General features: G+C 31.0%; 10 protein-coding genes. 7 read left to right on the forward strand and 3 right to left on the reverse strand.

All coding sequences use genetic code 11. From position 1 onward, the window contains the following. From KQI41_RS00005 to KQI41_RS00030, 6 genes are all read left to right on the forward strand, one after another. Positions 1-241: alanine:cation symporter family protein (locus KQI41_RS00005; protein WP_216584535.1), on the forward strand; the 241-nt coding region annotated here is incomplete at its 5' end. A 76-nt stretch (positions 242-317) separates the two neighbouring features. Then, on the forward strand, positions 318-956 hold the full coding sequence (locus KQI41_RS00010) for a cyclodeaminase/cyclohydrolase family protein (RefSeq protein WP_154441680.1): 639 nt from the start codon (positions 318-320) through the stop codon (positions 954-956). 107 nt (positions 957-1063) lie between these two features. Then, positions 1064-2788 carry an adenine deaminase gene (gene ade, locus KQI41_RS00015; RefSeq protein ID WP_154441681.1) on the forward strand — a complete coding sequence of 575 codons (1725 nt, stop codon included), beginning with the start codon at positions 1064-1066 and terminating at the stop codon, positions 2786-2788. Between the two features lie 29 nt (positions 2789-2817). Next, positions 2818-3960 carry an aminotransferase class V-fold PLP-dependent enzyme gene (locus tag KQI41_RS00020; RefSeq protein ID WP_154441683.1) on the forward strand — a complete coding sequence of 381 codons (1143 nt, stop codon included), beginning with the start codon at positions 2818-2820 and terminating at the stop codon, positions 3958-3960. Positions 3961-3974: 14 nt separating this feature from the next. Continuing rightward, on the forward strand, positions 3975-4493 hold the full coding sequence (locus tag KQI41_RS00025; protein ID WP_154441685.1) for a DUF4446 family protein: 519 nt from the start codon (positions 3975-3977) through the stop codon (positions 4491-4493). 17 nt (positions 4494-4510) lie between these two features. Continuing rightward, positions 4511-5389 carry a diacylglycerol/lipid kinase family protein gene (locus KQI41_RS00030; RefSeq protein ID WP_154441687.1) on the forward strand — a complete coding sequence of 293 codons (879 nt, stop codon included), beginning with the start codon at positions 4511-4513 and terminating at the stop codon, positions 5387-5389. Between the two features lie 16 nt (positions 5390-5405). Here the strand turns inward: KQI41_RS00030 and yyaC are convergent, their stop codons facing one another. Further along, positions 5406-5999, reverse strand: a complete 594-nt coding sequence (gene yyaC, locus KQI41_RS00035) for a spore protease YyaC (RefSeq protein WP_154441961.1) — start codon at positions 5997-5999, stop codon at positions 5406-5408. 334 nt (positions 6000-6333) lie between these two features. Between yyaC and KQI41_RS00040 the strand changes: the two genes are divergently transcribed. Then, positions 6334-7758 (forward strand): peptidoglycan DD-metalloendopeptidase family protein, encoded by a 1425-nt coding sequence (locus KQI41_RS00040; protein WP_154441959.1) that lies wholly within the window; start codon positions 6334-6336, stop codon positions 7756-7758. 52 nt (positions 7759-7810) lie between these two features. Here KQI41_RS00040 and KQI41_RS00045 read toward each other — a convergent pair whose 3' ends face one another. Next, positions 7811-9094, reverse strand: coding sequence for a S8 family peptidase (locus KQI41_RS00045; protein WP_216584536.1), 1284 nt, complete (start codon positions 9092-9094; stop codon positions 7811-7813). 184 nt (positions 9095-9278) lie between these two features. Further along, positions 9279-11963 carry a calcium-transporting P-type ATPase, PMR1-type gene (locus KQI41_RS00050; RefSeq protein ID WP_154441957.1) on the reverse strand — a complete coding sequence of 895 codons (2685 nt, stop codon included), beginning with the start codon at positions 11961-11963 and terminating at the stop codon, positions 9279-9281. Positions 11964-12190: the final 227 nt, after the last annotated feature.

Genomic DNA, 12190 nt, shown 5'->3' on the forward strand with positions numbered 1-12190 from the left:
CTTTGGAGAAGCAAATATTAAATATTTATTTGGAGCTAAAGCTGTAAATATTTATAAAATTGCAGTTCTTGGATTTATAATATTAGGTTCATTTATGGAAGTTGCTGTGGTTTGGGATTTAGCAGATATGTTTAATGGTTTAATGGTTATTCCAAACTTAATAGGTCTTTTAATATTAGCACCTCAAGCTGCTGCCATAGTAAAGGATTACGATACAAGTTTTATTAAACAACAAAGATAATATACTATATAAAAAGGGAACAATACTGTTCCCTTTTTTTGTTACTTATAGTAAAATAACAATAGGAGGGGATAAAATGTTTATAGATAAGAGTCTAAAAGAATACATAGCTGCTACAGCTAGTGGAGAGCCTACTCCAGGGGGCGGAAGTGTTTCTGCCTTAGTAGGTAGTTTAGGAGGAGCACTGACCAATATGGTATGTAACCTAACTGTTGGTAAAAAAGCTTATGAAGAATTATCAGATGACATCAAGTCAAAAATAGTTAATAATTCTAAAGAAGTAGAAAAATTAGTTGAAACATTAAATAATATTGTAGACGAAGATACTAAGGCTTTTGATAAGGTTATGGATGCTTTTAAACTTCCTAAAGATACAGATGAAGAAAAAGCTGCAAGAAGCAATGCTATTCAAGAGGGCTATAAAATAGCATTAGAAGTACCTTTAAGATGTGCAGAAAAATGTTTAAGAGTATTGGAATTACAAGATGTGTTTGCTGATTATGGAAATGTAAATGCTATTACGGATGTAGGTGTAGGTACATTATTAGCTTATGCAGGATTAGAAGGAGCATTATTTAATGTGACTATCAATCTAGGAAGTATAAAAGATGAATCATTTAAGAAAGAAACAGAAACTAAAGTAGATAATCTCTTAACTGAAGGAAAGAAATTAAAAGAGGAACTACTAAAGGTTGTATATAAAAGATTAGCATAAGAGAAGGGAAACCTTCTCTTTTTCTTTATTAAATCATAAAAATATTGTATTATAATAATAGGAGTGTCATAAATAATTTTCACCATTAAAGCTTAGGAGGTATTAAGATGTTTAAAAAGCAGTTGATAGATCTTATAACTAAAGCAAAAGGTGTAATAGATGTGGAGTTGGTGCTTAAAAATATAAATATAGTCAATGTATTTTCAGGTGAAATAATAAAGGGGAATGTGGCTATTGATAATGGGAAAATAATAGGCATAGGTGAATATAATGGTAAAGAGGAGATTGACTTAGAAGGTAAATATTTGGCTCCAGGATTTATAGATAGTCATGTTCATATAGAATCATCTATGTCATCACCTTCACAGTTTGCTAAAGTAATAGTTCCAAGAGGTGTAACTACTATAATTGCTGACCCTCATGAAATAGGAAATGTTAAAGGAATAGATGGTATAAAATATATAATAGAAGATAGTAAAAATGTCCCTTTAGATGTTCATATAATGCTGCCTAGTTGTGTTCCATCTACAAGCTTTGAAAATGCAGGAGCTATACTAAAAGCTGATGATTTAAAAGAATTATTAGAAGAAGAGACAGTTATAGGCTTAGGAGAAATGATGAATTATCCTGGAGTCATATTTTTAGATGATGATGTATTAAATAAATTAGCTTTATTTAAGGATAAAGTAATAGATGGTCATGGACCTATGATCCGTGGAAAGGAATTAAATGCCTATGTAATATCAGGTATAAAAACAGAACACGAATGTTCTACAATCGACGAAGTATTAGATCGTTTAAGAGTAGGTATGTATATACTTATTCGTGAAGGTTCAGCAGCAAAGGATTTAAAAAACATAATTAAAGTTGTAAATAAGGATAATTTAAGAAGATTCCTATTTTGTACAGATGATAAACATCCTGAAGATTTAATTAATGAAGGAACTATAGATTTTAATATTAAACTTGCAATTAAGGAAGGTATTGATCCAATAGATGCTATTAAAATGGCTACTATAAACTCAGCTGAATGTTATGGCCTAAAAAATAAGGGAGCCATAGCACCAGGATATATTGCGGACTTAGTAGTAATAGATAATCTAGAGGATTTTAATATATTAAAGGTATTTAAAAGTGGAAAGTTAGTAGGAGAAAATAATAAGGCACTATTTGAACCTAATATACATTTACCAAAAAACATGATGGATTCAGTAAATATAAAAGACATAGACTTAGAAGATATTCAAATTCCTATGACCAATAATAAGGCAAATATAATAGGAGTAATGGAAGGGAGTTTAGTTACTAAAGCTGTGATAAAAGAAGTGAATATACTAGATGGATTTTTTCATTTCTCAGATGATGGTATACAAAAACTTATAGTAGCTGAGAGACATTTAAGAAAAGGAAATATAGGTGTAGGACTTATAGAAAACTTTAAATTAAAAAATGGCTCCATAGGTTCAACTATAGGTCATGATTCACATAATATAATAGTCATAGGTGATAATGACGGGGATATACTAACTGCCATAGAAGAATTAAAAGAAATAGGAGGAGGACTCACAATAGTAAAAGATGGGAAAGTCTTAAAAAGTTTGCCTCTAGAAATTGGAGGAATCATGACTTCCAGGCCAGTTGAAGAGACCAATTCTATTCTTAAAGAAATGATAGAACTATCTTATGAAGAATTAAATGTAAATAAAAATATAGACCCTTTTATGACTTTAGCATTTATGGCATTACCAGTTATACCTAAGTTAAAACTTACAGATATGGGTTTATTTGATGTGGAAAAATTTGATTTTGTTAAAGTATGTAGAAATGATTAGTATAAATTATTTTAAATGGAGATGATTTTATGGTTTATTTTGATAATGCAGCTACATCTTATCCTAAACCAAAAGTAGTATATGATGCTATAATGGATGCAATGATGGAATATGGTGCTAATCCTGGGAGATCAGGGCACAAGAAGGCATTAAAAGCAAGTAGGGGGATATTTGATACAAGAGTTCAAATAGGTAAGCTTTTAAATATAAAGGACCCTATGAGTATAATATTTACTTTTAATTGTACAGAAAGTTTAAACCTAGGGATAAAAGGATATTTAAAACCAGGAGACCATGTAATTACCACCTCCATGGAGCATAACTCTGCTTTAAGACCTATTGTATTTTTAGATAAATTAGGAGTAAAGCATACTATAGTACATGGAGATTCTAAAGGAAGGATAAACCCTAAAGATATTGAAGATAGTATAACTAAAGAAACTAAGATGATAGTCACTACTCACATATCTAACTTAACAGGAACTATAATGGATATAGAGTCTATAGGAAAAATTGCAAGGAAACATGGGTTAGTATATTTGGTAGATGGTGCTCAATCAGCAGGTGTATATAATATTGATGTAGAAAAAATGAATATAGATATGCTTGCTTTTCCTGGACATAAGGGGTTACTTGGACCTCAAGGAACTGGCGGGCTTTATATTAGACCAGGTATAGAATTAGTAGAAACCTTTCAAGGTGGCACAGGAAGTATATCTCATTCCTTGGAGCAACCAGATATATTTCCAGATAAATTTGAATCTGGTACACCCAATGCACCTGGAATAATAGGTTTAGGAACTGGAATAAAATATATATTTGAAAAAGGTATTGATAATATAAGGAAAAAAGAAGAAGACCTTACAATGCACTTTATAGAGGAAGCAAGTAAAATTGATAAAATCATACTATATGGAACATTAGAGAAAAATCATCATGCACCAGTAGTTGCCTTAAATGTTGGAGAAGCTGATTCCTCAGAGATAAGCTATATATTAGATGAAGAATATGATATTGCTGTGAGACCAGGGTTACATTGTGCACCTTTAGCTCACAAAACTATTGGAACTTTTGAACAAGGAGTAGTTAGATTTAGCTTTGGATATGAAAATACCCATGAAGAAATAGAGTTTGCCATAAAGGCCTTAAAAGAAATTGCTAAGGAAGTTTAGAGAGGAGAAAATATATGGTTCAGCTACAAGAATTTATTGCATCGTATAATATAGAAATTATGATAGGACTTATGGCAGCAATACCTATATTATTAGTTTTATACCTAATAGCTGAAATAAGAATATCAAAGATAAGAGAGAGATACAATGAATTAGTAAGAGGAGTTAAAGGTATAGATATAGAGCAACTCCTTATAAAAACTAATGAAGAACTGAAATCAATTCGTATAGATATGAATACTATGGAACAAAAAATAGAGAGTATTGAAACAAAGCTAGCCTTTGCTATTCAAAAGGTTGGCTTTGTTAGGTATAATGCCTTTGGAGACATGGGATCCGATTTAAGTTATTCTGTTGCATTATTGGACAAGTTTAATAATGGATTTGTCCTTACAAGTATTTATGGCAGAGAGTATACTACCAGTTATGCAAAACCAGTTAAATTAGGAAAATCAGTATACCCATTATCTGTAGAGGAAATGCAGGCAATAGATAGGGCGTTAATGGGTGAATACCAAGAGAAGACTCTGTAGTAGGAGGAACAAATTAGATGAGTAAGATTTCTTTTATTATAAATCCTGTAGCTGGTGGTGGAAAAGCAAAGGGTTTAATCCCTTTAATTGAATCAAAGATGGAGAAATATGAAAAAGAATATTCAATAAAATTGACTACAAAGCCTGAGGAAGCCATAAAAATTGCAGAAAACTGTGTAGAGGATTATGATATAATAGTTGCAGTAGGTGGAGACGGAACAATAAATGAAGTAGCTAGAGGACTAGTTAACAAAGGGAAGGGTATATTGGGAATCATCCCTGGTGGTACAGGAAATGATATGGCTAAAAGTCTGGGAATCTCCATAGATCCTGAAAGGGCTTTAGAACATTTATGTAATGGTAAAAATAGCACAATAGATGTTGGACAGGTAAATGACTTTATTTTTTTCAATATTGCTAGTATTGGATTTGATGCAGAGGTTGTAATGAATACTATAAATATAAAGAAAGCCATTAGAAGTAGGTTTGCCTATGGAATTAGTGTTATATATTCATTATTTAGTTTTAAAAAGAAAAGGATTCAAATTAATATAGATGGAAAATTTGCAGAGGAAGATGTAATTTTAGTAGCTGTAGGTAATGGAAAATACTATGGTGGCGGAATGGAAATTTTACCTGATGCAAAGGTTAATGATGAATATTTAGATGTATGTATAATATCTGGAATAAGAAAAACAAAACTTTTATTTTTATTTCCAAGCATATTTAAAGGTAATCATATTAAATATACAAAGTATGTAAAAATATATAGAGGAAAAAATATAAGAATAACATCTAAAGAAGGATTATACTTAAATATAGATGGAGAAATTAATCCTAAGGTTAAAGATATAGAATTTAACTTGAAGGATAAAAGATTAAATGTAATAACCTAAAAAAAGTAGCCCAAGGCTACTTTTCTAATATATATTGCTTTTTTTCTTCTCTAGATAGTCTATAAAGTGATAAATAGATACTTTTAGATATAATGTCAGCCATATTCATAACTAGAGATAGTCTAGTATTTTGTAGTACCATAGCTTCCATCATGCCGCCAATATTTACGATTCCAGTAATAGATATATCTCCAACTGGAGGTAGAGATTTGTTTACCCCAGCGCCAGGACGTAAGGGAGAATTTTTAATAGATAAATGCCCAACTCTTTCTAATCTCCCTAAGGAAGAGTCTATGGCAATTATAAATGGATTATTATAATCATTTTTTATTTTATCTAGATTCTCCTCAAGATTTTTTGCATGAATGGGATTTTCCAATGTTCCCATTAGATATACATTTCTATAATTTTTTATTATAGGTTCAAGTTTGTGGCCTACTAATGGACCTAGAGAATCTCCAGTAGACCTATCTGTACCAATACAGAAAAGAATTATATCTTTATTTTCTATAGAATTGGAAGATAAATAATTGAATACTAAGCTGGAAAATTTGGATAAAGCAAAGGGAGAAGATGAGTCTATATAATTGTTTCTAGTAAATATATTCATTAATAACCTCCTATGTATTCTGTTATATATAACCTTCAACTTAATGGGTACTAGGAGTATTGCCTAAAATTAAATATAAATACTTTGTTTCATATATAAAAATAAATGTTAAGATTTCGTAACATTTACATATTTAACCAATTAATATTTATATTAATAATGTGAGAAACAAGCTTAAAAATTAAGGTATGAATAAACTAAAGGAATTAGAAGATAATAAAACTATTAGAATATGGAAAGGTTGAAAAAAATGTAATCTATGATATAATTGTTACAGATTGATTACAAACGAGTTACGACTATAATGAAAATAGTTCTAAACTAGGAGGAAATTATGGATAATCCCAATTATAATTACATGAGAGAAACTTTTGATAAGTTAAGAAAAACCTTTGATAAGTTAAAATTAAACGGAAATGATATGAAAGTAGCCTTATCATCCTTAATGATTCTATCTATTGTTGCATTAAGTATTACAGGATATAAAGCTTATGAGATTAAAATGAAGGCATTTGATGTATATCTTGGGGAAGATATAATAGGAACTGTGAGAAGCCAAGAAGAAGTTAATGACATAATGGACAACTTAGAAAAAGAATTATCCAATACATATAATATAGATGTGGTTTTAGACAAAGATATAAAATTTGAACAAACTAAAGCTAAAGAAGAGTTAATAACATCCAGTAGTGATTTGCAAAAACAAATCAAATCAAAAATGCACTTTTTAGTGTCTGGATATGCTCTTGAAGTAGATGGAACAGAAGTAGGAGTACTAAAAGCTAGAGAAGATATAGAAGATATAATAAATGAAATAAAAAAGCCCTATGAAGATATGGCTAAGGAAGGTACTGATATAAAGGATATAAGTATAGTTGAAAATGTACAAATAGCAAAAAAAGAAGTACCTTTAAATAAGATAAAAGAGAAGGAAGACTTATATAATCATTTATTAACAGGATCGGAAGAAATAAAGACTCATATGGTAGAGGTAGGAGAAAGTTTTTGGACTATTGCAAAGATATATAATTTATCAGTGGAAGATTTAGAAGCTGCAAATCCAGATAAAAATCCAGAAAGACTTCAAATAGGCGATGAGGTAAAATTAGTCGTGCCTAAATCAGTTCTTACAGTGGCTACCGTATTGGAAGTAGAGTATACTGAAAATATAAACTATGAAACTGAAATAGAATATGATGAGACTATGTACACAAATCAAAAGAAAACTAAGGTAAATGGTTCAAATGGTGAGAGAAAAGTAGTTGCAAAAGAAATAAAACACAATGGGATTATAGTAGATAAAGATATAGTCAAAGAAGAAATAATTACAGAACCTGTGAAGGAAGTTGTAGTAAAAGGAACTAAAGAAGTTCCAAAAACTGTGGCAACAGGTACATTTTTAACTCCTACTAGAGGTAGAGTTTCTTCTAGATATGGTATGAGAGGTGGTAGGATGCACAGAGGTCTTGATATAGCAGCTCCAATAGGTACAGCTATAAAGGCATCTGATGGAGGAAAGGTTATATACTCAGGTTCAGGAAAAAGTGGCTATGGAAAAATGGTTGAAATTGACCATGGTAATGGATTTGTTACTAGATATGCTCATTGTAGTAAGTTACTTGTAAATGTTGGAGATAAAGTATATAAAGGACAACATATAGCTAATGTAGGAAATACAGGTAGGTCATCAGGTCCACATTTACATTTTGAAGTCCTGAAGAATGGTAAAAATTATAATCCAAGTAATTATTTAAAATAGAGGAAGCTTTGGCTTCCTTTTTTGTATATAAAAAGGGCGATTTTCCGCCCTTTTAAAATCTAGAATCCAATAAGAATATAATTATCAATAGCATAAGCAGAGTTTCTAGCAAGTCATTATCCATAGTGTTTGAACAAGATTTTATAACATTTTCCAGATTATCTTTTTCATCGCTGAATAATAGCTTTAAGTTTAAAACTCCAATATCTTGTATTTCAGGAGAATTAGAAAGAGCAATAGATGATTTGATTAACTTATTTTTTACATCCTGTGGTGAAATATCTTTATATTTATTTAATAAAAGTGCGACAGAACCAGATACTAAAGGTGTTGCCATGGAAGTACCGCTAAGAGATGTGTATCCATCTAGCTTAGTATTTGATAGAGATTTTATATTTGCTCCTGGAGCTAGTATATCAGGTTTCATTAAACCCTCTAATGTAGGTCCTCGACTAGAGAATGGAGCTATAGTATCATCAGAGGGATCTACAGTTCTTTTATCATCAGTTGCTCCTACAGTTATGACATTTTTATTGATACCAGGTGAAAGAATAGTTCCCTTTTCTGGTCCACTATTTCCTGCTGCCACAACAACAATTAAACCTGCCTTTATAGCCATATCTACAGCTTTACATAAGGGGTCCTTATCGCAGGAGTTATTGGCAGGAGTGCCTAAAGAAAGATTAATAATCTTAGTATTATATTTATCCTTAGTAGCCACTATATAGGAGATAGCATCAATAATATCTGAAATATTTCCTCCTCCTGCTTTATCTAAAGCTTTAATACCTAATATATTAGCTTTAGGAGCTATTCCTATATATTTTCCCCTTGAGGAATAACCACTTGCAGCAATAATACCTGCTACATGGGTACCATGACCGTTATCATCATAAGGTTCACTTTTATCATTGACCATATCTTTAAATCCAATGATTCTATTAGTAGGTCTTGTTAAATCACTATGGGGAGCTACACCAGTATCTATTACAGCTACTGTAATACCCTCTCCATTATATCCTTTATCATGAGGAAAATATGCGTCCATTGTAGGTGCTGCAATATCTAATAGAGCATAAACCCTTGAGTCAAAGCTAATATAATCTACTTCAGGATTAGATACTATCTTATAAATTGTATCTGTAGTCATAAGACCGGCAAATCCATCTATTAATGGTAAATCACGTTTGACCCTATTGGACAAGATATTGATATTTTCCTTTAGATTGGAAGAATTACTATTAAATTGTACAATTACAGGCACCTCTTCTCTTGACTGAGACATTATTTTGGCACCGAGAATAGGACAAAGCTTAGTATTTATTACTGTTTTCACTATTACCACCTTCCTTGTTCTATTCTATGCTACCAAAAAATAAAATGTGTCAAAAACAAGAAAAGCCCGAAGGCTTTTCTTATAATAAATAGTAAAATTCTGCTTTTTATCTTTTTAAATTAGAACTTTACATTTATGAAATTCAGAGAAAACTGAATTATAAATATTTGAATAGAAACTTTTATTACTTTTTAATTACCAATTTACTTAATTCACCTACTATTAAAGGAATAAAAGCATATTCTAATATTGCCATCCAATCCTTTACACCAAGAGAAAAAGTATTAAATATAGGCTGCATGAATGGTATATATAATACGCCAAGTAACAATACAAATGAGAATAATGTACCATATACTAAGGTTCTATTTGTAAAGAATCCAATTTTAAATAATGTATATCTTTGTGACCTACTGGAGTAAGCACGTAATAGTTCTGCAGTTATTAAAGCAGTGAAGGTAATTGTTCTTGCCTTATCGATATCCCCTGAATAAGCTGAAAGTCCCCATTTATATGCTAATAATGAAGCTCCTCCTACAGCTATACTTTGAAGAATTATTCCTACGAGCATAGACTTATTTAATATAGGCTCTTTTGGGTTTCTAGGAGATAATCTCATAATATCAGGGTCACCTTTTTCTACCCCTAAAGCAAGAGCTGGGAAACTATCTGTAACTAGGTTTAACCATAATAATTGAATAGGTAAAAGTGGTACTGGTAAATTAAATAATATACTTGTAAATACTAAAAATATTTCTCCTATATTACATGATAATAAAAAGAAAACAAACTTTTTAATATTGCTATATATTATTCTACCTTCCTCTACAGCAGATACAATGGAGGCGAAATTATCATCAGTTAAAATCAATTCAGCAGTGTTTTTAGCCACATCTGTACCTGTAATACCCATTGATACACCAATATCTGCTCTCTTTAAAGCTAAAGCATCATTTACTCCATCACCAGTCATAGCAGTTATTTCTCCATTAGCCTTTAATGCACTAACTATTCTTACTTTGTGTTCAGGAGAAACTCTAGCATAGACCTTTATATCTTTTACTACTTCTCTTAATTCCTCATCAGAGATTTTATTTAATTCTTCTCCCATCATAGCTTCATCTATTGTATCAGCCATACCAAGTTCCTTAGCTATGGCGAAGGCAGTTTCCTTATAGTCACCAGTGATCATAACTGTTTTTATACCTGCTTCCTTACATTTAGCTATGGCATCTTTAGCCTCTGGTCTAGCAGGGTCTATCATACCAACTAAACCTACAAAAGTCATATCTACTTCATTTAAATCAGGAGATATATTATTAGGTAATTCATTATATTCCTTATATGCAAAGGCTAAAACTCTCAGAGCATCCTTTGAAAAATTGCTATTTACTTCTAGAACTTGATTTTTTATATTTTGACTAAAATCGGTTACTTTTCCATCTATACTAATTCTACTACATCTATTGATTATTATATCTGGTGCTCCTTTAGTGAAGGAAACAATTTTTCCAGGTATATAGTTTTGATGAAAAGTTGTCATCATTTTTCTATCTGAATCAAAAGGAATTTCTTCAATTCTAGGAAACTCTTTATTGATATTATCTTTATCAATATTAGCTTTACCAGCTAGAGTAACAAGAGCACCTTCTGTAGGATCTCCAATAACTCTAAATATACCGTCTGCATTTTCCAGACTAGCATCATTGGCTAAGGCAGATATTGAAAGGAGTGTTTGTAAATCCCCTATTTCTTCTATTTTTATGTTGGCGCCATCTACTATAAATTCTCCAGATGGCTCATATCCACCACCAGTTATATCTATAATTGTTCCATCAGTAAAAACTTTGACTACTGTCATTTCATTTTGAGTTAAAGTACCAGTTTTATCGGAACAAATTACTGTAGTAGAACCTAAGGTTTCAACTGCTAAAAGTTTTTTAACAATGGCATGGCGTTTAACCATTTTATTCATACCAATGGCTAAAACAATAGTTACGATTGCAGGCAATCCTTCAGGAATAGCTGCTACAGCTAAACTGATGGAAACCATTAGCATTTCTAAGGCTTCCCTACCTTGTAAAAGTCCAATTACAAATACTGCTATACATATAAATATTGTAGCAAGACCTAGAACTTTACCAAGGTTGTTTAATTGTTTTTGAAGCGGGGTTGTTTCATCCTCAAAGGATTGAATCATAGTAGCTATTTTTCCAATTTCAGTATCATGTCCTGTACCTACGACAATACCTTTGCCTCTACCATAGGTAACAGCAGTACTCATAAAAGCCATATTGTGTCTATCACCTAAAGATACTTCCTCATCAAAAATGGAATTGCTATTTTTTTCAACAGGTACAGATTCACCAGTTAAAGAAGCTTCTTCAATTTTTAAATTAGAGCTTTCCATAAGTCTTAAATCTGCAGGAATAATATCTCCTGCATCTAAAGCTACAATATCTCCTGGAACTAAAGTGTTTGCAGGAACTACTTCAATACTTCCATTTCTAACGACTTTAGCATTTGGAGAAGACATTTTCTTTAGAGCATCTAAAGCTTTTTCAGCTCTACCTTCTTGATAAATACCTAAAAAGGCATTAACAATAACTATGGCTAGAATAACCATGGCATCCTGTGCTTCCCCGACAAAAACTGAAATAATTGCAGCTGCTATTAAGATTAATATTAGAAAATCTGAAAATTGAGCTACAATTTTAGAGAAGAAACTTTTTTTATTTTCTTCTTTGAGATCATTTGTACCATACTTTTCCAATCTGAGATTTACTTCATTTGAAGTCAATCCAGAATCAAGATTTGAATCTAAGTTAGATAATAATTCTTCTTTACTTTGTTTATACCATTCTTTCAACTTAATCCCCTTCCTTTAATTGTTATTGATTAGTATACCACTGAAAAATAAAATAAATCAAAAAAGACCTTTGTTTAAATCACTTAGTGATTTAAACAAAGGTCTTGCTTCCTAAAAAAAGGTAATTAGCCGGGAAAGTCCGTAATGACGACTAATTATTTTTAAGCTACTCCCCTCTGAATGATATAATTATATATTAAAAGAATATAAGTTGCAAGTTAAATATT

The organism is Tissierella pigra, from assembly GCF_018917845.1.
Classification (GTDB): domain Bacteria; phylum Bacillota; class Clostridia; order Tissierellales; family Tissierellaceae; genus Tissierella; species Tissierella pigra.